At 64.1% G+C, this 20,017-nt stretch carries 14 protein-coding genes and 3 tRNA genes; 11 read left to right on the forward strand and 6 right to left on the reverse strand.

Features of this window, described 5'->3' with window-relative positions:
• Positions 1 to 25: 25 nt before the first annotated feature.
• A complete protein-coding gene (puuR, locus tag AB5Y93_RS17960; RefSeq protein ID WP_029314011.1) occupies positions 26 to 634 on the reverse strand; it encodes an HTH-type transcriptional regulator PuuR in 609 nt (202 codons plus the stop codon).
• 309 nt (positions 635 to 943) lie between these two features.
• On the opposite strand from puuR, the gene AB5Y93_RS17965 reads away from it, so the two are divergent.
• From AB5Y93_RS17965 to AB5Y93_RS17985, 5 genes are all read left to right on the forward strand, one after another.
• Positions 944 to 2,407 (forward strand): NAD-dependent succinate-semialdehyde dehydrogenase, encoded by a 1,464-nt coding sequence (locus AB5Y93_RS17965; RefSeq protein WP_368229986.1) that lies wholly within the window; start codon positions 944 to 946, stop codon positions 2,405 to 2,407.
• 231 nt (positions 2,408 to 2,638) lie between these two features.
• Positions 2,639 to 3,928 (forward strand): 4-aminobutyrate--2-oxoglutarate transaminase, encoded by a 1,290-nt coding sequence (gene gabT, locus AB5Y93_RS17970; RefSeq protein WP_368229987.1) that lies wholly within the window; start codon positions 2,639 to 2,641, stop codon positions 3,926 to 3,928.
• A 233-nt stretch (positions 3,929 to 4,161) separates the two neighbouring features.
• Positions 4,162 to 4,299, forward strand: coding sequence for a hypothetical protein (locus AB5Y93_RS17975; protein ID WP_368229988.1), 138 nt, complete (start codon positions 4,162 to 4,164; stop codon positions 4,297 to 4,299).
• Positions 4,299 to 5,642 carry an APC family permease gene (locus AB5Y93_RS17980; protein ID WP_041214747.1) on the forward strand — a complete coding sequence of 448 codons (1,344 nt, stop codon included), beginning with the start codon at positions 4,299 to 4,301 and terminating at the stop codon, positions 5,640 to 5,642. Before AB5Y93_RS17975 ends, AB5Y93_RS17980 begins: the two co-directional genes overlap by 1 nt.
• Before the next feature lie 470 nt (positions 5,643 to 6,112).
• Positions 6,113 to 7,456, forward strand: coding sequence for an APC family permease (locus AB5Y93_RS17985; RefSeq protein ID WP_039039328.1), 1,344 nt, complete (start codon positions 6,113 to 6,115; stop codon positions 7,454 to 7,456).
• 75 nt (positions 7,457 to 7,531) lie between these two features.
• On the opposite strand, the gene AB5Y93_RS17990 is transcribed toward AB5Y93_RS17985, so the two are convergent.
• On the reverse strand, positions 7,532 to 7,924 hold the full coding sequence (locus AB5Y93_RS17990; protein WP_069651686.1) for a hypothetical protein: 393 nt from the start codon (positions 7,922 to 7,924) through the stop codon (positions 7,532 to 7,534).
• 251 nt (positions 7,925 to 8,175) lie between these two features.
• On the opposite strand from AB5Y93_RS17990, the gene AB5Y93_RS17995 reads away from it, so the two are divergent.
• From AB5Y93_RS17995 to AB5Y93_RS18010, 4 genes are all read left to right on the forward strand, one after another.
• Complete coding sequence (locus tag AB5Y93_RS17995) at positions 8,176 to 9,330, forward strand: Na/Pi symporter (RefSeq protein WP_368229989.1); 1,155 nt, start codon at positions 8,176 to 8,178, stop codon at positions 9,328 to 9,330.
• Between the two features lie 138 nt (positions 9,331 to 9,468).
• Entirely contained in the window at positions 9,469 to 9,939 is a 471-nt protein-coding gene (locus AB5Y93_RS18000; RefSeq protein ID WP_010673545.1) for an FKBP-type peptidyl-prolyl cis-trans isomerase, read from the forward strand.
• A gap of 298 nt (positions 9,940 to 10,237) precedes the next feature.
• Positions 10,238 to 11,005 (forward strand): class III extradiol ring-cleavage dioxygenase, encoded by a 768-nt coding sequence (locus AB5Y93_RS18005; protein ID WP_041213317.1) that lies wholly within the window; start codon positions 10,238 to 10,240, stop codon positions 11,003 to 11,005.
• 143 nt (positions 11,006 to 11,148) lie between these two features.
• Positions 11,149 to 14,370, forward strand: a complete 3,222-nt coding sequence (locus tag AB5Y93_RS18010) for a transporter substrate-binding domain-containing protein (RefSeq protein WP_368229990.1) — start codon at positions 11,149 to 11,151, stop codon at positions 14,368 to 14,370.
• 256 nt (positions 14,371 to 14,626) lie between these two features.
• Here AB5Y93_RS18010 and AB5Y93_RS18015 read toward each other — a convergent pair whose 3' ends face one another.
• The gene (locus AB5Y93_RS18015) at positions 14,627 to 14,827 is read right to left on the reverse strand and encodes a YbfA family protein (protein ID WP_010673543.1); all 201 of its coding nucleotides are present in this window, start codon (positions 14,825 to 14,827) and stop codon (positions 14,627 to 14,629) included.
• 214 nt (positions 14,828 to 15,041) lie between these two features.
• Between AB5Y93_RS18015 and AB5Y93_RS18020 the strand changes: the two genes are divergently transcribed.
• Entirely contained in the window at positions 15,042 to 15,329 is a 288-nt protein-coding gene (locus AB5Y93_RS18020; protein WP_368229991.1) for a hypothetical protein, read from the forward strand.
• A gap of 63 nt (positions 15,330 to 15,392) precedes the next feature.
• On the opposite strand, the gene AB5Y93_RS18025 is transcribed toward AB5Y93_RS18020, so the two are convergent.
• Positions 15,393 to 15,466 (reverse strand) — tRNA-Cys (locus tag AB5Y93_RS18025).
• 55 nt (positions 15,467 to 15,521) lie between these two features.
• A tRNA-Gly gene (locus tag AB5Y93_RS18030) sits at positions 15,522 to 15,597 on the reverse strand.
• 249 nt (positions 15,598 to 15,846) lie between these two features.
• Between AB5Y93_RS18030 and AB5Y93_RS18035 the strand changes: the two genes are divergently transcribed.
• Positions 15,847 to 19,284, forward strand: coding sequence for an ATP-binding protein (locus tag AB5Y93_RS18035; RefSeq protein ID WP_368229992.1), 3,438 nt, complete (start codon positions 15,847 to 15,849; stop codon positions 19,282 to 19,284).
• 388 nt (positions 19,285 to 19,672) lie between these two features.
• On the opposite strand, the gene AB5Y93_RS18040 is transcribed toward AB5Y93_RS18035, so the two are convergent.
• A tRNA-Ser gene (locus AB5Y93_RS18040) sits at positions 19,673 to 19,762 on the reverse strand.
• Positions 19,763 to 20,017: the final 255 nt, after the last annotated feature.

Genomic DNA, 20,017 nt, shown 5'->3' on the forward strand with positions numbered 1-20,017 from the left:
TTTCCAACACAACGGGTTGTTCACATTAAAAGCTGGCCGGGGTGTGGGCGCTGACGATGCGGCAGACCTGCCCCGAGGGATTGCTGAAACTGTGGGGCTCGCCGGTGTCGATGACATAGCTGTCCCCGGCGCACAGTTCATAGGTCTGGCCGGCCAGGGTCAGCAGCACCGACCCTTCCAGCACGGTGCCCACTTCTTCCCCCTGATGCTTCACCACGCCGCCGGTGTCGGTGCCGGGGGCATAGGTCTCCAGCATGAAGCCGAGCTGGCGCCGATTGTTGCCGTTGTGCACCAGCTTCATGGAGACCCCCTGGCTGCCGAGCTCGATGAGCTGCTCCGCCTTGATCACCACGCTGGGCGTGCTCGCCACCTCCTCTTCGGCGAAGAAGCGCGACAACGGCAGCTCGTAGACGCTCAGCAGCTTTTGCAGGGAGGCCACCGAGGGGCTCACCTTGTTCTGCTCTATCATGCAGATGGCGCCGTGGGTCAGGCCGCTCAGCTCCGCCACCCGGCGCTGGGAGAGCCCGAGCTCCCTGCGGATCCGTGCAAGCCGCTCCCCCATGTTTCTCTCGTGCTCCGCCAGGGGGTTGTCCGTCATGGTCCGCCACCGGACCTCGCCACGGGATTGCTCCATCGCCCACCTCCTTCCATGGTCATTCGAATACCTGGGGCCGACTGGTCAATATAGTGAGTCAGGCACGTCAGCCCCGTTCACTATCCTGCACAACCCAGAGCGTTCATTATTTTGCACACCCTGCGCAATGAAAACCGCTACAATCACGCTAACAGCCCCATTTCTAGCATGTGACGCCCAGTTCACTCAAATATATTTAACACTTGAAAAACATTTCGGCTCATTTTATGGTCGTTACGTGCTTATTATTCTATACGGCGGTGCCCACATAAACGCGCCACCCAGACCCACTATCGAGGCCCCTTACTTATGTCAGCATCACAACCTGCTCTCTCCCTGATCAAATCCCTGGCCTATGTCGACGGCCGCTGGTGCGAGTCCCTGGGCGGGCGCCGGTTCGAGGTCCTGAACCCGGCCACCGGCCAGGTCATCACCCAGGTGCCCGACATGGACGGGGAGGATACCCGCCTCGCCATCGCGGCCGCCCACGCGGCGCAACCCGCCTGGGCGGCCCTCACCGCCAAGGAGCGCAGCAGCAAACTCTACGCCTGGTTCGAGCGCATCATGGCCAACCAGGAGGAGCTCGCCCGTATCATGACCTGCGAACAGGGCAAGCCGCTGGCGGAAGCCAAAGGAGAGGTGGCCTACGGCGCCAGCTTCATCCAGTGGTTCGCGGAAGAGGGCAAGCGTGCCTATGGCCGCACCATCCCCGGCTTCTCCGCCGATCGGCGCCTGGCTACCATCAAGCAGCCGGTGGGGGTCGTAGCCGCCATCACCCCCTGGAACTTCCCCATCGCCATGATCACCCGCAAGGCGGGTCCGGCGCTGGCCGCCGGTTGTACCATCGTCATCAAGCCCGCCGCCGAAACGCCCCTCTGCGCCCTGGCGCTGGCGGTACTGGCGGAGCAGGCGGGCATTCCCGCCGGGGTCATCAACATCGTCACCTCCCATCAGGCGAGCGCGGTGGGCAACGAGCTGTGCAGCAACCCCGTGGTGCGCAAGCTCTCCTTCACCGGCTCCACCCGCATCGGCAAACTGCTGATGCGCCAGTGCGCCGACACCATGAAGCGCCTCTCCCTGGAGCTTGGCGGCAACGCCCCCTTCATCGTCTTTGACGACGCCGACCTCGACGCCGCCGTGGCCGGGGCCCTGGCGTCCAAATACCGCAATGCCGGCCAGACCTGCGTCTGCGCCAACCGCATCCTGGTGCAGGCCAGCGTCTATGACGCCTTCGCCGAGAAGCTCGCCGCCGCGGTCAAGGCCTTCAAGGTGGGGGACGGCATGGGCGAGGGCGTCCAGATCGGGCCCCTCATCAACCCGGCCGCCGCCAGCAAGGTGGCCGAGCTGGTGCAGCAATCGGTCGCCGCCGGTGCCCGGGTGCTGGTGGGGGGCAACGCCCATCCCGCCGGTCCCCTCTTCTATCACCCCACCATCCTGACCGGGGTCACCCGGGGCAACCCCATTCTGGACGAGGAGATCTTCGGGCCCGTCGCGCCTCTGGTGCGCTTCGAGACGGAAGCCGAGGCCATTGCGCTTGCCAACGACACCCCCTATGGCCTGGCCGCCTACTTCTATGGCCGCGACATCGCCCGGGTGTGGCGAGTGGCCGAGGGGCTCGAATACGGCATGGTGGGGATCAACGAGGGGATCATCTCCACCGAACTGGCCCCCTTTGGCGGGATCAAGGAGTCGGGGCTGGGCCGGGAAGGGGCGGCCGAAGGGCTGGAGGAGTACCTGGAGACCAAATACCTCTGCTTTGGCGGCATTCGCTGAGGGGAGTGAAGGGGCAATCGCATCGTTAAAACAGATGCGTTATGACGCAGCCCATCGTTTTCACAGATAGAAAGAGGGGGTCGCCGGTCACGACCGAGCGCCTTGTGGGCCCTGAGGGCACGCCCGGGGCCCCTTTTGCGAACAGGCCGCCCTGCCCGAGGGCAGTTGGCGGCACACATATGGCCAGATGGCACAGGAACAGCGGGGGCCCATGCCCCTCAGGGAGGAAAGATGAGTCATTCAAGCAACAACCAGCAGTGGCAGGCCCGCCGCGAAGCGGCCGTGGTCCAGGGGGTCGGTACCCTGCTGCCGGTCTTCATCGACCGGGCGCACAACGCCGAGCTGTGGGACGTGGAGGGCAACCGCTACATCGACTTTGCCTCCGGCATCGCCGTGCTCAACACCGGCCACAACCACCCCAAGGTGGTGGCGGCGGTGCGCGAGCAGCTCGAGAAGTTCAGCCACACCTGCTTCCAGGTCACCCCCTACTCCGGCTATATCGAGCTGGCGGAAAAATTGAATGCCCTGGTGCCCGGCCCCACCCCCAAGCGCACCCTCTTCCTCTCCACCGGCGCCGAGGCGGTGGAGAACGCCATCAAGATCGCCCGCGCCCACACCGGTCGCAGCGGTACCATCGCCTTCAAGGGGGGCTTCCACGGCCGCACCATGATGGGCATGGCCCTCACCGGCAAGGTGGTGCCCTACAAGACCGGCTTCGGCCCCTTCCCGGGGGAGGTCTATCACCTCCCCTTCCCCGCCGACTACCTGGGAGTGAGTGAAGACGATGCCCTGGCCGCGCTGGATCTCTGCTTCAGCGCTGACATCGAACCCACCCGGGTGGCCGCCATCATCATCGAGCCGGTGCAGGGGGAAGGGGGCTTCTACCCCGCCTCCGCCAGCTTCATGCTGCGCCTACGCCAGGTGTGCGACCAGCACGGCATCCTGCTTATCTGCGACGAGATCCAGACCGGTTTCTGTCGCACCGGCAAGACCTTCGCCACCGAATACAGCGGTGTCGAACCCGACATCATGACCCTCGCCAAGAGCCTGGCCGGCGGCTTCCCGCTCTCTGCCGTGGTGGGCAAGAGCGAGGTGATGAACGCCGCCAAGCCCGGTGGCCTGGGGGGCACCTACGCGGGCTCCCCCATCGCCTGCGCCGCCGCCCTGGCAGTGCTGGAGGTGATCGAGGAGGAGCGCCTGAACCAGAAGGCCCTGGCCCAGGGGGAGCAGATCAAGGCACGCCTGCACCAGCTGGCGACACGGTTTGACTGCATCGGCAACATCCGCGGCCCCGGCGCCATGGTGGCCATGGAGCTGGTGAAGGAGGGAGATGCCGCCAGACCGGACCCGGATCTCACCAAGCGGCTGGTGGCCGAGGCGGGCAAGCGGGGGCTGGTGCTGCTGGCCTGCGGCGTGCGTGGCAACGTGATCCGTTTCCTCGCCCCCCTGACCGCCCCGGCGGCCATCGTCGACGAGGGGCTCGACCTGCTGGAGCAGGCCCTGTCCGCCTCCCTGGCCTGATCCGGAAGACCGCGTTCGCCCACGTGCAAAAAAATGCGTTTTTGCTCCCTTGATATGCTTGTCAAGGGGGCATCACGAATGCACAATGCGCCGCCGTATTCAAGGACCGTCCGCTCATCGGAGCCCGGTTCTTTTTTTGCGCCAAACAAATCCATAACGAGGCCGGAACAGACCGGAAATGATAACGAGGTGGCACGCCATCTCACGACACCCGCTTCTTAGTGAGGAACTCCATGGGGCATATCATCGCTTTCCTGCCGGCCCGCGCCGGTCTGCGCCATCCGTCCGCATCCCGGACTGGCGCCCCCACCATGCAGGATGACCTCACCGTCAGCCTGATCCCGTCAGCCTGCCTGCGGGGGATCGCCTGATGCACCCGCACCCCGCCGGTCTGAAAAAAAGCCTGAAACTCTGGCACGTGGTCATCATGGGGCTGGCCTATCTCACCCCCATGGCGGTGTTCGACACCTTCGGCATCGTCACCGAAATCACCGAAGGCCATGTGCCGACCGCCTACCTGCTCGCCCTCATCGGCATGCTGTTCACCGCCATGAGCTACGGCCACCTGGTGCGCAAGTTCCCCTCGGCAGGCTCCGCCTACACCTATGCCCAGAAGGTGTTCCACCCCTATGTGGGTTTCATGGTGGGCTGGGTCTCCCTGCTCGACTACATGTTCATGCCCATGATCAACATGCTGCTGGCCAAGATCTACATGGAGGCCCTCTTCCCCGGCGTGGCCCCCTGGACCTACATCCTGGCCCTGGCCGCCGTCATGACCTTCCTGAACCTGCGGGGCATCAAGCTGGTGGCGAACTTCAACAGCCTGATCGTCATCATGCAGTTCAGCATCATCGCCGTCTTCATCGGCCTCATCGCCTGGGGCGTGAGCCACGGCGAGGGGCTCGGCACGGTGGCGAGCAGCCGCCCCTTCTTCTCCGAGCAGATGCACATCAATCCCCTGCTGACCGGCGCCTCCATCCTCTGCCTGTCGTTCCTCGGGTTTGACGCCATCACCACCCTGTCGGAGGAGACCCCGAACGCGGATCGGGTGATCCCCCGGGCCATCGTGCTCACCGCCCTCATCGGCGGCGTGCTCTTCATCTCGGTCTCCTACTTCCTGCAGCTCTTCTTCCCGGACATCTCCCGCTTCCAGCAGCCGGATGCGGTGCTGCCGGAGATCGCCCTCTATGTGGGCGGCAAGCTGTTCCAGGCGGTGGTGCTGGTCTGCACCACGGTAGCGGTGCTCGCCTCGGGGCTCGCCTCCCACGCCGGGGTGTCGCGCCTGCTCTATGTGATGGGCCGGGATCGCGCCCTGCCGAGCCGCGTCTTCGGCTACATCCACCCCACCTGGCAGACCCCGGCTCTCAACGTGCTGCTGGTGGGCATGCTGGCCCTCTCGGCGGTGGCCTTCGATCTGGAGATGGCGCTGGCGCTCATCAACTTCGGCGCCCTGGTGGCCTTCACCTTCGTCAACCTGGCGGTGATTGCCCACTTCTATCTCAGGCTGGGTCACAACAAGACCCTGAAGGATCACCTGCTGTTCCTCGCCCTGCCCCTGTGCGGCGCCGCCTGCATCGGGGTGCTCTGGCTCAACCTGGAGCCCGCCTCCTTCGAGCTGGGGCTGATCTGGGCCGCCCTCGGCGCCATCTACCTGCTGCTGCGCCTCACCGTGTTCCGGGTCCGCCTCGGCCGCCCCGAGCAGGACGCCTCCTGAGTGAAACCGGCGCCCCCAGGGCGCCGGTTTCACATGGCGGCAAAGCAGGGCCCCGCCTGATGACAAGGTTGTCATCGACTTTCCGGCAGCGGTGGCGAAGTGATCGCTCACGGGGGGAACAAATTCCCCGCTGGCGGCCTTTTTCGCTTGTCTCCTCCCCCCCCTGAGGGCACAATACGGCGCCCCTTGAGAGCCGATGTTTCAACAACATCGGTTCTTTGCTTTTCTGGGGCACACCACCATTCACCAAGAGGCCGGCCATGTGCCGGAATTGATACCCAGATTGCCAAGCAATCTCCCGACGTTGTGAGGAAAAACATGGGGCATTTCACTGCTTTCCTGCCGGTCCCCGCCGGCGTGCGCCACGCATCTGTGCCACAGATGGGCGCCCCCTGTGTCCAGCGACGCGTTTCCGCGTCCCTGATCCCGTCCCATCTCGCCCACGGGGCCTGTGCAGAGGAGAAAGCGTGATGGCCGGTGCCAAGCTGCTCAAGACCCTCACCCTGTTCCAGGTCGTGGTGATGGGTCTGGCTTACCTCACGCCCATGGCGGTATTCGATACCTTCGCCATCGTCGGTGACATCACGGATGGTCGCGTGGCCACCGCCTACCTGCTGGCGCTCGGCGGCATCTTGCTGACCGCGTTCAGCTACGGCCACCTGGTGCGCCGCTTCCCGTCCGCAGGCTCCGCCTACACCTATGCCCAGAAGGTGTTCCACCCCTATGTGGGCTTCATGGTGGGCTGGTCTTCCCTGCTGGACTACATGTTCATGCCGATGATCAACATCCTGCTGGCCAAGATCTACCTGACCGCCATGTTCCCCACCGTGGAGCCCTGGATCTTCATCTTCGGTCTGGTGACCGTGATGACCTTCCTGAACCTGCGCGGCATCAAGCTGGTGGCGAACCTCAACGGCTTCATCGTCTTCATCCAGATCGCCATCATCGTCACCTTCCTCGGCCTCATCGCCTGGGGCCTGAGTCACGGTGAAGGGGCCGGCACCCTGATGAGCAGCCGTCCGTTCCATGTGGAGTCTGCCAGCATGCTGCCGCTGTTCACCGGCGCCACCATCCTCTGCTTCTCGTTCCTGGGCTTCGACGGCCTGAGCTCCCTCTCCGAAGAGACCCCGAATGCCGGCAAGGTGATCCCCCGCGCCATCGTGCTGACGGCCCTCATCGGCGGCATCATCTTCGTCACCGTCTCCTACAGCCTGCAGCTCTTCTTCCCGGATCTGGCCCGCTTCAAGGAGCCGGACGCCGTGCTGCCGGAGATCGCCCTCTACGTGGGTGGCACCCTGTTCCAGAGCGTGGTGCTGGTGTGCACCACCGCGGCCGTGCTCGCCTCCGGCATGGCGGCCCACGCCGGCGTGTCGCGCATCCTCTACGTGATGGGGCGCGATCGCATGATCCCGGAGCGGGTGTTCGGCTATATTCACCCCACCTGGCGCACCCCGGCCATCAACGTGTTGCTGGTGGGGGCCCTGGCCCTCTCCGCGGTCTCCTTCGATCTGGACATGGCCCTGGCCCTGGTGAACTTCGGCGCCCTGGTGGCCTTCACCTTCGTCAACCTCTCGGTGATCGGCCAGTTCTGGGTGCGCGAGAAGCGCAACAAGAGCCTCAAGGAGCACCTGCTGTTCCTGGTGCTGCCGCTGCTGGGGGCCGCCACCATCGGCGCCCTCTGGATCAACCTGGAGCAGAGCTCCCTGGAGCTTGGCCTCATCTGGGCGGGGATCGGGGTCACCTACCTCTTCCTGCGCCTCGCCGTGTTCCGCATCCCCTTCCGTCAGTACGAGGAAGCGGCCGACGGCCAGTAAGGCGGCACACACGCCCAAACAGAAGGGGAGCCCATGGCTCCCCTTCTTGCATTCAGACGTCCGGTGCGCGGACCCTCACCCCTGATTGAGCACGGCCGTGGCGGCCGCCTTGACCGGATCCCTGGTCACGGCGTTGACATCCTTGCGGGTCTGGTTGACCTTGTCCTGCGCCTGCTTCACACCGGCACTCTGCTTGTTCAGGGCCGCATTGGTGTGCTGCCTGGTCTCTTTCAGTCCCGCCGTCTTCTTGTCCAGCACGTCCGTGGTGTGTTTCTTCACCTCGGCATTGGCCTTCTCCTTCTGCTGGCGCACCAGCTTGTCGGCATCGCAGTTGCCCTTGACCCCCAGGGTGGCATTCATCGCCTCGTTCCTGACCGCCTTGTCGAGGTTGCACTCGGACTTGAACACGCTGGCCTGCGCACCGGCAGACAGCAGACCCAGGGAGAGGCACAAAACCCATGCACGCATCATCACTTCCTCAGTTTCAAGACAGGAAAGTCCCGCAGCATATAACCCTGGGATCCCAGTGCAAGGGCGGGGGCCGGTGATGAGCCGGATGGCGCCATATCGGCGTTTGCTCCGACACCTTTTGTCTGCGACGCCCCCTGCCGCCCTGTCACCAAAGCATCATAAAAGTGTCACGTTGTCATATTTCTGTCATGGAGCCTTGTTGTAATGCGCCCGTCCATTTTCAACGCAGAACGACCCCAAGAGGCCATATGCACAGCACCGCATCTTCCGCACCCCAGCAGATCCGTCGTCCCGGCCCCCTGTTCAACTGGCTAGCGGTGATCACCTTTGTTTACCTGATCCTGGTCGCCGTCGGGGCCGTCTCACACGGCTTTAAAGGGTTCTCCGGCGGCGCCGAGGGCGCGGCCCAGATCTTCGCCTTTGCTAACAACCCCTTCGTCGCCCTGCTGCTCGGCATCCTGGCCACCGCCCTGGTGCAATCCTCCAGCACCGTCACCTCGGTGATCGTCGGCCTGGTGGCGGGCGGCCTGCCCATGAGCATGGCCATCCCCATGGTGATGGGGGCCAACCTCGGTACCACCATCACCAACACCATCGTCTCCCTCGGCCATATCCGTGACAGGGGCGAGTTTCGCCGCGCCTTCGCCGCCGCCACCGTGCACGACTTCTTCAACCTGCTGGCCGTCTTCATCTTCCTGCCGCTGGAGCTGATGTTCGGTCTGCTGCAAAAGAGTGCCGAGTGGCTGTCCGGTCTGCTGATGGGCTCCGCCGACATGTCCATGAAGGGCATGGACTTCATGAAGCCCCTCATCTCCCCCTCCCTGGATCTCATCGACAGCGCCGTCGCCTTCCTGCCGGGCAAGGGCCCCGCCATCGCCACCATTCTCATCGGGATTCTGCTGATCCTCGGCTGCGTCACCGCCCTCGGCAAGGTGCTGCAACGGGTCATGGTGGGCCGTGCCAAGGAGCTGCTGCACAAGGCGCTGGGCCGTGGTCCCCTGACCGGCATCGCCTCCGGCACCCTGGTGACCGTCATGGTACAGTCCTCCTCCACCACCACCAGCCTGATGATCCCCTTGGCGGGCGGCGGCGTGTTCAACACCCGTCAGCTCTACCCCTTCACCCTGGGGGCCAACATCGGCACCACCATCACGGCCCTGCTGGCGGCCACCGCCATCAGCGGCGCCGGCGCCCAGCTGGCCTTGACCATCGCCTTCGTGCATGTGCTGTTCAACGTCTTCGCCGTGGCGCTCATCTACGGGGTGCCCTTCCTGCGGGAGCTGCCCATCAAGGCCGCCGAAACCCTGGCCCGGGTCGGCAGCGAGAACAAGCTGCTGGCGCTGGGTTACGTGGCCGGGCTCTTCTTCGCCCTGCCCGCCCTGATGATGGTGGCCGTCAAGTAAATCCGAACCGGGGGCATCATGCCCCCGGTGCCTTGCCCGTCCGGTCACATCCTCCGGCATCCCCCCTCGCCCTCCCTCCCCGGCTGGGATAAGATGCCCCCTCACTCGCACTCTGATTTCAAGGAACAGGAAAACCCGATGAAATTCATTCTGATAGCCCTTCTTATCGCCGGCGCCGCCTACTACTTCTACTCCAGCAGCAACAACCGGAAGCTGGCGGAAGAGAACGTGCGCAAGGGGGCCGAGTTCCTCGCCAGCAACCAGGAAAAACCCCTGGTGACCACCACCGCCTCCGGCCTGCAGTACGAAGTGCTGACCCCGGGCACCGGCACCGTTCACCCCACCGCCACCAGCAAGGTGAAGGTGCACTACGAGGGCAAGCTGCTGGACGGTACCGTGTTCGATAGCTCCGTCGCCCGTGGCGAGCCCATCGAGTTCGGCCTCAACCAGGTGATCAAGGGTTGGACCGAAGGGGTGCAACTGATGGTGGAAGGGGAGAAGACCCGCTTCTACATCCCCGCCAACCTGGCCTATGGCGATCGCGCCGCCGGCAAGATCCCGCCGGGCTCAGTCCTCATCTTCGACGTGGAGCTGCTGGGCATTCAATAAACCCGCACTGGGCCTGCGTTGATCTTGGCGGTGGTGCTGCGGGGCATCCCGTCAGAGGCCACGTCCGACGGACCCTGATCACAACGCCGGCGCACTGCGCCGGCGTTGTCGTTTCTGCCCCGGTCTCCCTCGCCCTGATGCCATACTATCAACCAAAAGTGAAGAGTGCTTATCCATAAAGCCTGATTGTTAACCCATTAATAGGGACAGATAATGACCACATCGTCAGCGGCATGTCGCCCTGGCCTCGGGTTGTCGGTGCGCCGCGCGCATCGGCACAACGCATATGGAGTCTGTCATGTCTATCGCCCCTGTCTGGTTCATCTCCCACGGCGCCCCGGATCTGGTCCTGCGCGATCAGCCCGCGACCCGGTTCCTGAAGCAACTGCGCCTCGAGGGTGCCAGAGGGCTGGTGGTGATCTCGGCCCACTGGTTCAGCCGAAGCGAGCTGCAGATCAACGTCGAGCCCAGCCCGGCCCTGATGTACGACTTCTACGGCTTCCCCGAGCCCCTCTACCAGATCCGCTGGCCCGCGACGAGCCCGCAATGGTTGCAGGAAGCGGTGAGCGATCAGCTGCTGCTGGCCGGTCTGCCTGCCACCCCGGTGCGCCGCGAGCTGGATCACGGAGTCTGGTCCCCCCTCTCCCTGATGGATCCGGACAGTGAACTCCCCCTGGTGCAGATCGCCATCCCGGCCAGCTTCACCCCAGCCCAGCTGTGGCAACTGGGGGAGGCATTGCAGGGGCTGCGCGAGCAAGGGATCGGCATCCTCGCCTCCGGCGCCATCACCCACAACCTCCGTGCCCTCGGGCCGGACGGCTCGCCGGTTCCCCAGTGGGCGAGCCAGTTTGCCCGCTGGCTGGAGCAGACCATGGCAGAGGGAGACAGAGGGGCGCTGGAAGATTACCGGGCCCGGGCGCCGGGCGCGGTGGAATCCCATCCCCACGACGATCACCTGCGCCCCCTGTTTGTGGCGCTGGGCGCGGCGGGGGCCGACAGACCCCGAAAGCTGCACGACAGCTGGGATTACGGCAGCCTCTACATGGGGGCCTACCAGTTCGGTTGAGGGCGGGGCGGCCAGGCCGCCCTGCTTGCCGTGCTCTCGCCGACGCGCGTGGAGAAATAGCGGACTCGTTATAGCCATTTTCCGGTAGAATGGCCGCCATTGGATGAGGCTTGGCAGGGATGGCTGTCGCGTCGGGTGGCTAGATGAACCTATATCGAACACTGATCCTGCTCTGTCTGCTCTGCCTTCAACCTGTGCAGGCCCTGACCCTGCACAGCCGCTACGATCCCGCCCCGCTGCCTCCCCGCTGGTCGGAGGCGGAGCTCGGATGGCTGCGCCAGCAGTCCCAACTGCGGGTCGGCATCCTGCAAGAGGACTACCGCCCCTTCACCATGATCGCTCGCCAGCGCGTCGAGGGGCTCAGTGCCGACTACATCGACCTGCTGGCCCGGATGCTGGACAAACCCGTTGCCCTGAGCGCCTTCCCCGACAAGGCGCACCTGCTCCGTGCCCTGGCACGGGGGGAGATACACCTCGCCAGCCTCGGCAATCTCACCCTGGCGGACAGTGACACCCGGGCGATCCGCCTGAGCAACCCCTATTTCAGCAGCCCCCTCGTCTTCTCCGTGCCCAGACGTTATCGGGGGGCACTGCTCACACCGGGACAGCGGGTGGCCGCCGTCCGGGATCAGATAGACAGGGCGCGCTTTGGCCGCTACTACCCCACTCTCACCCTGGTGACCTATCCCTCCAACATGGAGGCGTTCGATGCGGTCTTCTTCGGCCGCGACGACATCCTGCTGGGGGATGCCCACGCCACCCACTACCTCAACAGCGAGCGCTTCGACAACCTTCGCCAGCGGGGCGAGGCCCCGCCCGAGCTGGCGCCTGCCGAGTTCCGCTTTGCCGTCCCGGCCACCGAGCCCGCCCTGCTCAGCCTGGTCAACCGGGGGCTGGCGGCCATCGACGACCGGGCGCGCAACACCCTCTTCACCCAGTGGAACGGGCCCATCCGCGACATGAACGAGCGAAGCGCCGATCTCTATGATGCCGCCGAGCGGGCCTGGATGCGGCAAGCGCCCCCCATCAGGGTGTGGCTGATGGACAACCTCTACCCCTATGGCGCCCTGGATCATGACGGCCAGCTGGTCGGCATGACGGTGGACATGCTGGACAAGATCCGCACACGCACCGGCCTCACCTTCGAGTTCGTGCGGGCAGACTCCGAGCGTCAACTGGCAAAAGCCATGCAGTCAGGCGCCATCGACCTCATCGGCGCCATCTCCCAGCAGGTGGCCGAACACTACGGGCTGCACACCTCGGTGCCCTACGCCACCGACAACATCTATGTGATCCTCACCAGCCAGGAGGAACAAGGGATCGACACCCTCCGGAGTCTGGCGGGCAAGACGGTGGCGATGACGCACCATGTGCCCCTCGCACAGAGACTGGAGGGCAGCCGCATCACCCAGGTGGAGAGTGCCGCAGAAGCGATGGAGGTGCTCGCCCAGGGACGGGTGGATGCCGCCATCGTGCCCCTCTATTTTGCCCGCCATGCGCTGGACAATGATCCCCAGAGCCCGCTGCGCATCGCCGGCCCCGCCGATGACGAGCCGATCCGGATGGGGTTTGCCAGCCTGCCCGGACAGGGGATGCTGATGGGGATCCTCGACAAGACCATCCTCGCCATCCCCCCCAACGAGCTCGCCATGATGAGTTACGAGTGGCGCAACCGCAAACTGCCTGTGCCCGGCTTCATGGATCGCCACGCCCACATCGTCTACCTGGTGTTCGTGGGGCTCCTCACCCTGGCGCTGGTGCTGCTCTATCGCAACCGCATGTTCAAGCGGATGGCCAGCGCCGAGCAGGCTTCCCGCCAGCAACTGGAGGCCCATGTCAGGTTCATCCGGGCACTGGGAGAGAGCCTGCCCCACCCCATCGTCGTGCGGGACAAGAGCGGCAAGGTGCTGCTGTGCAACAGCAAATACCTGACCCAGCTCGGCGCCGAGCCAAAGGCCATCCTGGGTCAGCCCTTCGCCCAGGGGCTGTCAGGGGTGCTCGATGCAGACAGCATCGCCGTGCTGGAGCAGGACTTTGCCAGGGTATTGCAGGAGGGGCAGCCCATCTTTGCGGATCGCCTCTTCCATCACAGGGGAACCCAGAGCGACATCTATCACTGGATGGTGCCCTATTTCGACGGGGAGGGGGCCATCAGCGGGGTGATCGACGGCTGGATAGACATCACGGACCGCAAGCGGCTGGAAGAGGCGCTGCGCGAGGCCAAACAGCAGGCCGACAGCGCCAGCCGCGCCAAGAGCGACTTCCTCGCCACCATGAGCCACGAGATCCGCACCCCCATGAACGCCATCCTCGGCATGCTGGAGCTGGCCACCGAGGATCCCGCTCTCAGCCGTCACAGCGGCGAGCTGCTGCGCATCGCCGCCGACTCCGCCAACGGCCTGCTGGATCTGCTGGGGGACAGCCTGGATATCGCCTCCATAGAGGCGGGCCAGATGACCCTGACTCCCACCCCCTGCGATCTCGCTCCCCTGCTCTCGTCCGTCACCCGGGTCTTTGCGGGCATGGCCGAGCAGAAGGGGCTGATCTATGAGGTCAGGCTGCCCGACACCCCCATGCCAAGGGTGCTGATCGATCCCCTTCGCCTGCGCCAGATCCTCTTCAATCTCATCGGCAACGCCATCAAGTTCACCGAGCAGGGCCGGGTCGCCATTACCGCCACCCTGACCGGGGGCGAGCAGCCTCCTGTGCTGCACCTCACCATCACCGACACCGGAGCCGGCATTCCCGCGGACAAGCTGCCCCGGCTCTTCACCCCCTTCTATCGCGCCCACGGCCAGGGCCAGTTCCCCGGCAGCGGGCTGGGCCTCAACATCGCCCGCATCCTGTGCCAGATGATGGGGGGGGAGATAGCCGTTCACAGCCAGGTCGGCGAAGGCACCCGGCTCGAGATAAGGCTGCCCCTCACGCTCGCCCAGCAACCCCCCGCCCCGATCACGGCAATGCCGGCGCCCCAGCCCCACCAGGCTCAACCCCTCCCCCATCGGCTGCATATCCTGGTGGTCGATGACAATCACGCCAACCAGATCCTGCTGCGCCAGCAGCTCAAGCACCTGGGACACGACGTCAGTGTGCGCAGCAATGGCCTGGAGGCCCTGCGCGCCCTCGCCAGCCACCCCTTCGATCTGGTCATCACCGACTGCCAGATGCCGGTGATGGACGGCTTCGAGCTGACACGCAGCCTGCGTGCCCTTGGCCATGACCTGCCCGTCTGGGGCTTCACCGCCCATGCTCAGCCTCGCGAGCGGGAGCTTTGCCTCGCCGCCGGCATGAACGACTGCCTGTTCAAGCCTATCGGCCTCGCCCGTCTGCGCGCGGCGCTGGCCACCCTGGGGCCTGCGCCCTGAGTACCGCCAGCCCTTCCTCCCGTCACGTCGCACGGGCGCGGCTGAGAGTGCGGCTGAGAGTGCGCCGGCGTTTGCCGCATAAAGGGTCGCCCACAGGGACAAGAGACAACGTGGACCGGCCATGGATACAAGGCCGGTGGCGGTTCGAGACCCATAAAAAAAACCGACACCAGGGTGTCGGTTTTTTTATATCGGGAGGTGCGCCCTGCCTGTCACGCCAGTCTGGCGCCGGGTGAAGCGGGCGTCACGGGGAGGATCAGTAGAAGATCCGCTCCCCTCGCTCGCTCATCTTGAGCCAGACCGGCTTGGTGCTGGTCTTGCTCCAGATGCGGTGCAGGTAACTGTAGAAACGGGCGCGATCCCGGCGAAACAGCATCACCGGGAAGGCGAGCAGACCCGCCATCAGGACAAAGATGCGGCGAAGGATTATCTGAGTCAGGGAGAAGGGATGAAACATGATGTAACGCCTCACTGGTAAGACCACTGAACAAAGATTACGCCAATCATTGTAGGATTACTACACCGACAGCGCCATTTTTTGATAAAAAATGGGGCTAAAAGCCTAAAAATGAAACCGGGTTACATTCTTTAACTAAAAAACAACAAAGGTGGCAAAACGCGGCCCCTGTTCCAGAGTTAACGAGGACTGGACCAGAACGGGAGAACACAGGATGAAACTTGCAGATGCAGTGCTGCTGGGGGCATTGGGCGTGCTCGCCTGGAGCCAGTGGCAGGAGTGGCGGCTCAATCGTGACGTCGCCATCGACATCCCCTATCACGGGGTCCCCACCGCCAGCCTGTGGCAATGCGGTTTGCTGATAAAGGAGATGGCCGCGCTGGCAGAACAGGAGGGCGAAGAGAGGTCCGGATCCAGGGGCGAGGCATTGGCCGAGATGGATCAGCATCTGCACAAGACGTGGCAACGGGAGGGTTGTTCACGGCTGACTGACATGCAATGAAGCATCATCCTGGGCCGCCATGGCGGATGGACAACATCAGTGACGTGGATAACAGGGAGAAGATGGAGGCACGTTCCGGAGTCGAACCGGACTAAACGGATTTGCAATCCGCTGCATAACCGCTTTGCTAACGCGCCATGCTGACAAGGCATTGCCTTGAGAGTGATGTCCATGGTTGGTGCCATGGAGTATTGGAGCGGGAAACGAGACTCGAACTCGCGACCCCGACCTTGGCAAGGTCGTGCTCTACCAACTGAGCTATTCCCGCATGACTGCTTGCGTGCCAGTTGCCTGACAACGAGGCGCATTATACGTACCCCGAGCCCGGGCACAACCCTTTTTTCTCACTTTAAGCCCTTTCCCGTGCTGTTTGCTCACCCTTTAGACGCCTTGGTCGAAAATCCCCCCGCTCCCTGTGACCCGACGAGCGAATTTAAGATAAAGCCATTGAAATAGTTAGCCTTTAGTCAGAAACTCATCGCGCTTAGTAACTGGATTCTCAATTGAAAATCATGCGATGAAATGGAACTTCAGACCTCGGGGGCTCAGACCGCAGCTGATGCTGGCTTTTTTCATGTTGGGCCTGGTGCCCTTCCTGGTCGTCACCCTGTTTTTCCTCTATAGCCACGGCAAGGATCTCACCACCCAGACCTCCAACCATCTGGTCTCGGTGCGCAACATCAAGAAAAACCAGCTGCAAGACTACTTCGGCAACCTCAAGGAGCAGATCATCAACTTCTCCCAGCAGGACTTTGCCGGCAACAGTATCGGTCGCTTCTACGGTTTCACCGGTGCCTTCGAGAAGCTCGGCACCACGCCGCAGGAGGCCCGTGCCCGCGCCCAGGCCCGCTATGTGCCTGGCTCCTGGGACAAGCTGCAACAACCTGACAGTCAGGTGGAGATAGAGCCCTCCATCAGCGCCCTCATCCTGGCGGACGAGATGTATGGCCGCGTCCACCAGCGCTTCCATCGCGGCTACGCCGACATGGTGCGCAAATCCAACTACAGCGACATCTTCCTGGTCGACCTCAACGGTGACGTGGTCTACTCGGTCACCAAGCAGGCCAACTTCGCCACCAACCTGCTCTCGGGCCCCTACCAGTCCAGCGGTCTTGGCAACACCTTCGCCAAGATCAAGCGCCGCCTCGATGGCGGCCAGAAGCCCCAGCAGCTCTTCGAGTTCACCGATTTTGGCCGCAACGAGCTGACCGGCCAGGTGGTCGCCTACCTCGCCGCCCCCGTGATGCAATACGACTATGTGCGCGGCGTGGTCATCTTCGAGCTGCTGCCGGACAAGCTCAACCAGATCATGGCGGAGCGGGAGGGGCTCGGCGCAACCGGCGAGACCATTCTCATCGGCCCGGACAAGCGGATGCGCGCCAACGCCTGGCTCGCCCCCGAATTCAGCGTGGAGAACAGCTTCAGCCCCGACTTCCGACCGCTGCAGACCCCCCTCATCATCAAGGCCCTCTCCGGGGAGCAGGGGGTCGGCCCCTTCCTCTCCTACCACGATGACGAGGTGCTGGCCGCCTATACCCAGGTGAAGGTGTTCGATACCGAGTGGGCCTTCATCGCCGAGATCTCCACCAGCGAGGCCTATGCCCCCATCCGCCAGCTCGAGACCCTGGTGATCCTGCTGGGAGCTGGCTCACTGCTGCTGCTGATCCTCTTCTCCCGCTGGCTCTCCCACTCCATCACGGCGCCCCTGCGATCCCTCACCGCCGCCGCCGAACAGGTGGCGGACGGCGCCCTGGATCACCCCATCACCATCCCCCGCACCGACGATGACATCGACCGGCTGGCCCAGGCATTTCGCCACATGCAGCGCTCGGTGAAGGACAAGATCGAGCTCATCGAACGCCAGACCCAGGAGCTGCAACAGCAGGTCAAGCTGACCCACAAGCAGAACCTCAGCCTGCAACAGGCGGACAAGCTCAAAGACGAGCTCCTGGCCAACACCTCCCACGAGCTGCGCACCCCCATCCACGGCATCAAGGGGATGGCCGAGTCCATGCTCGCCAGCCAGCAGGACCTGAGCGAAGGGCAGCAGAAACAGCTCGGCCTCATCATCAAGAGCGCCGACGGTCTGGCGCGCCTCGTGGACGACTTGCTCGACTATCACCAGATGCGCTACGGCCAGCTGGAGATCCACCCCCAGCCGGTCTCCTCCAAGGGGGTCATCCGGCTGGTGCTGGATCTCTGCCAGCACCTGGTACAGGCCAAGCCCCTCACCCTGGTGGACAAGAGCCCCGCCGAGCTGCCCCCTGTGCTGGCGGACGAGCAGCGCCTCGAACAGGTGCTCTACAACCTGGTGGGCAACGCCATCAAGTACACCCCCCAAGGCAAGGTGGTGCTGAGCGCCCAGGTGGAGGGCAACTTCCTGCGCATCAAGGTGACCGACACCGGCATCGGCATCGCCAGGGACCATCTGGAGCACATTTTCGAGCCCCTGGTGCAGATGAGCCCGGAAGTGAGCAAGCAGGGAGCGGGCCTCGGTCTCTCCATCACCCGCCAGCTGGTGCACCTGATGGGGGGGGAGCTGTTCGTGGAGAGCGAGCCGAGCGTCGGCTCCACCTTCGCCTTCACCCTGCCGCTGGCCAGCGGCAAGGCGGGCAGCCTGACCCTCGACAGCCGCCAGATAGAGCACCAGCTGGTGCGCCAGCAACCCGTCATCCTGCCGGACTGGGAGAGCGAGGATCTGCCGCCCCCGCCGCAAGATGCCCCCGTCATCCTGGTGGTGGATGACGAGCCCATCAATTTGCACATACTGCGCCACCTGCTGCAGCCCTGCGGTTATCGCATCCTGCCCAGCAGCGACGGCCACGACGCCCTGACCAAGCTGGCTCAGGAGCCGGTGGATCTCATCCTGCTTGACGTGATGATGCCCACCCTCTCGGGCTTCGACGTCTGCCGCCGTCTGCGCCAGCAGCACCCCAAGGAGAAGCTGCCGGTGCTGCTGCTCACCGCCCTCAACCAGCCCAAGGAGATTGAAGAGGGTTTCAACGCCGGGGCCAACGACTATCTGGTGAAACCCTTCTGCAAGGAGGAGCTGTTCGCCCGGGTGAGAGCCCTGCTGGAGGCCAGCGCCGGGCGCGCCTCCCTGGTGGAGAACCGCCTGCTCAAACAGGAGATAGAGCACCGTCTGCTGCTCCAGGAGCAACTGCACCAGGATCAGGAGCGGCTCCTCGCCCTGCTTGGCGAGGGGGCCGACCCCATGGTCTTCCTCGATGAGCAAGGAGGGGTGCTGTTTGCCTCCCGGGCCCTGGCTCGCCTGCTGGGTCAGGAGCCGGAAGCCATGGAGGGGCAGATGCTGGACGAGTGGCTGGCCGCCCCGCTGGCAAGCCAGTGGCCCGACATGACCGCGCAGCCGGAGCGGGAGCTGGACTTCCTGGTGGCGGGCCAGCGAGACACCCTCAACGCCCGCGCCCTGCCCATCAACCTGGGGGGGCAGCACGCCTATGCGCTGACCCTTGGCACAGAACCGCGCCAGGACGACAATCGCATGGCTGCACTGGAGAACGCCCTCAAGAGCCTCTCTCGCCAGGCCATCATCGAGGATGGCCAGTTGCTGGGGGAACTGAGCCGGCTGGGAGGGGAGTTCAGGTCGCTGGCGGACGATCTCATTCGCCAGCAGGATGACGAACCTCTGCGCCGCGCCCTGGTGGACACCATGCGTCTCACCCTGGAGACCTGGCAGCAGAGCACCGGCAAGGGCAAGATAGTGCTGGCGGAGAAGAGCAAGCTGTGGCGGGTCTACATGGACCGCTCCAGTCCCCAGACCCGCACCCTCGACAAGTACCTGAACCTCGACACCCTGCCCAAGGCACCGCGCTGGAAGACGGTGGTGGCCAGCGCCGAGTACGTGCTCAAGCACTGCGCCCTGAACGAGGTGCAGCACCAGAGTCTGCACCAGAGCACCCAGCGCCTTCGCCAGCTCGCCAGCCGCAAGGCATGAGTCTCCAACCCGCAGCCACGTTGCTCTGATGATGGCTGCGGGATAGAAAACCAAGCACCAATGGCCTGCTCTGGACACATCTACCCGCACGCTTTCTGCACCTCTCAGGGGGATCGCGATGGCTGAGCTCGCGGGGGCGGCCAGATGGCCCTGCAGGTGCGGGCCCATTCCCCATCACCATGTTGGTGATGAGCCCGGGAGACCTGTCTGGGCCGGCAAGTGGCTAATCAGGTGAATGGACATTAGAGAGAATGGGGTGAGGCTTCGCTACCCCGTGACCACAGGCCCCAAATCGGAAAAGACATTGGGAGATGGCTGAGCCGGGGGATGGACAGAGATGAGATAGAAATGACAAACCCGCGACGGACGCGGGCTTGAGGGGAATAAATGGCGGAGAGACAGGGATTCGAACCCTGGGTGGCATTGCTGCCACAATTGATTTCGAGTCAATCCCGTTCGGCCACTCCGGCATCTCTCCACGGGCACTCATATTGACCCAACCCTAGCCGGGAAATCAATGTAAATCTCGTTGCAGATCAGACGACTGGCGATAAAACCGCCATCCGGCGATCCCGCCCCTCCCAACGCCAGTGACTTTCACCCGGCAACGCCTCCTCGCTCATTGTCTCCACCCTGTACCCGGTTCCCGGCGGGTGAATACGGCGAGCCTGATGGGCCAGTGACACCCTGTGACGCGCTCGCCACCGCCCTCCCGGCAGTCATGGTGCCGGAC

Origin of the sequence: Aeromonas sp. R10-1 (genome assembly GCF_040908465.1) — a bacterium.
GTDB classification, from domain to species: Bacteria; Pseudomonadota; Gammaproteobacteria; order Enterobacterales; family Aeromonadaceae; genus Aeromonas; species Aeromonas caviae.

Bases quoted from the DNA above. Each gene is read 5' to 3' on its own strand.
- puuR (WP_029314011.1), bottom strand. From the start codon at position 634: ATGGAGCAATCCCGTGGCGAGGTCCGGTGGCGGACCATGACGGACAAC.
- AB5Y93_RS17965 (WP_368229986.1), top strand. From the start codon at position 944: ATGTCAGCATCACAACCTGCTCTCTCCCTGATCAAATCCCTGGCCTAT.
- gabT (WP_368229987.1), top strand. From the start codon at position 2,639: ATGAGTCATTCAAGCAACAACCAGCAGTGGCAGGCCCGCCGCGAAGCG.
- AB5Y93_RS17975 (WP_368229988.1), top strand. From the start codon at position 4,162: ATGGGGCATATCATCGCTTTCCTGCCGGCCCGCGCCGGTCTGCGCCAT.
- AB5Y93_RS17980 (WP_041214747.1), top strand. From the start codon at position 4,299: ATGCACCCGCACCCCGCCGGTCTGAAAAAAAGCCTGAAACTCTGGCAC.
- AB5Y93_RS17985 (WP_039039328.1), top strand. From the start codon at position 6,113: ATGGCCGGTGCCAAGCTGCTCAAGACCCTCACCCTGTTCCAGGTCGTG.
- AB5Y93_RS17990 (WP_069651686.1), bottom strand. From the start codon at position 7,924: ATGCGTGCATGGGTTTTGTGCCTCTCCCTGGGTCTGCTGTCTGCCGGT.
- AB5Y93_RS17995 (WP_368229989.1), top strand. From the start codon at position 8,176: ATGCACAGCACCGCATCTTCCGCACCCCAGCAGATCCGTCGTCCCGGC.
- AB5Y93_RS18000 (WP_010673545.1), top strand. From the start codon at position 9,469: ATGAAATTCATTCTGATAGCCCTTCTTATCGCCGGCGCCGCCTACTAC.
- AB5Y93_RS18005 (WP_041213317.1), top strand. From the start codon at position 10,238: ATGTCTATCGCCCCTGTCTGGTTCATCTCCCACGGCGCCCCGGATCTG.
- AB5Y93_RS18010 (WP_368229990.1), top strand. From the start codon at position 11,149: ATGAACCTATATCGAACACTGATCCTGCTCTGTCTGCTCTGCCTTCAA.
- AB5Y93_RS18015 (WP_010673543.1), bottom strand. From the start codon at position 14,827: ATGTTTCATCCCTTCTCCCTGACTCAGATAATCCTTCGCCGCATCTTT.
- AB5Y93_RS18020 (WP_368229991.1), top strand. From the start codon at position 15,042: ATGAAACTTGCAGATGCAGTGCTGCTGGGGGCATTGGGCGTGCTCGCC.
- AB5Y93_RS18035 (WP_368229992.1), top strand. From the start codon at position 15,847: ATGAAATGGAACTTCAGACCTCGGGGGCTCAGACCGCAGCTGATGCTG.